This is a genomic window from Pseudomonas sp. FSL R10-0399 (genome assembly GCF_009600165.1).
Classification (GTDB): domain Bacteria; phylum Pseudomonadota; class Gammaproteobacteria; order Pseudomonadales; family Pseudomonadaceae; genus Aquipseudomonas; species Aquipseudomonas helleri.
This window is the reverse complement of sequence record NZ_WIWK01000268.1, coordinates 1-900: the sequence shown is the minus strand read 5'-3', so window position 1 is coordinate 900 and position 900 is coordinate 1. Positions and strand designations below refer to the sequence as shown.

The window sequence follows — 900 nt, the reverse complement described above, 5'->3', positions numbered from 1 at the left end:
GTGCTCAAAACCCTGGGCTTGTTGCTGGCCGCAGGCGGCAGTGGCTGGCTGGCCACGGAGCACGTGCCTTACCAGGCAATGCTGGCCGATCAGCGCACCGCCACCGGGCAGCGTCGGCACCTGCGCTTAAGCGATGAAAGCCAGATAGACATCAATACCGACAGCGCGCTGGACATCGTTTTCAGTGAGCAAACGCGCCTGATCCGCCTGCACCGGGGCGAAATCCTGGTGCAAACCGCCAGCGACACTCGACCCTTTATCGTCGAGTCGCCCCAGGGCAGTGTGCGCGCCTTGGGCACGCGCTTTGTGGTGCGCTGCGAGCCAAGCTTTACCGAGGTGTGCGTATTGGAAAAGGCGGTTGAGCTGCGGCCCTTGAATCACCCGTCACGGGTGCAGCGCCTGGATGCGGGCCAGCAGGCTCACCTGGAACCCAATGAGGTCGGCGCCATCACGGCGGCCCCGGCGGGTGCTGGTGCCTGGAGCCAGGGAATGCTGACAGTCATCGATTGGCGTTTGGGTGATTTCATCACTGAACTGAGCCGCTACCGCCCCGGCGTATTGCGTTGCGATCCCGGCATTGCGCACTTGCGGCTCAGTGGCGCATTTCGGATTGATAACACCGACACCATTCTGGAAAACCTCAGCCAGTCGCTGCCGGTCACGGTGCGTTTCATCACGCGTTATTGGGCCACTGTCGAAGCGGCTTAAATTTTTTTGCGAATAATTCCCACTAAGGGTTGCCGATTTCAGTTTTCGTTCGGCCATGTACAGAAAGCAGCGATCACAGCTGCGCCTCTGCCCCTGCCAACGGAAGGAAACCTGTATGTCACGATTTACCCTTAGCGCCGCCAAGCCGCTCGCGCAGGCCATCCGCCTGGCGGTGGCGCTCGGTGCCTCTGC

The 900-nt window shown here is 61.2% G+C and carries 1 protein-coding gene; it reads left to right on the top strand.

All coding sequences use genetic code 11. The annotated features are described in order from the left end of the window. Positions 1 to 708: FecR domain-containing protein (locus tag GHO41_RS29360; protein WP_153435353.1), on the top strand; the 708-nt coding region annotated here is incomplete at its 5' end. Between the last annotated feature and the right edge of the window lie 192 nt (positions 709 to 900).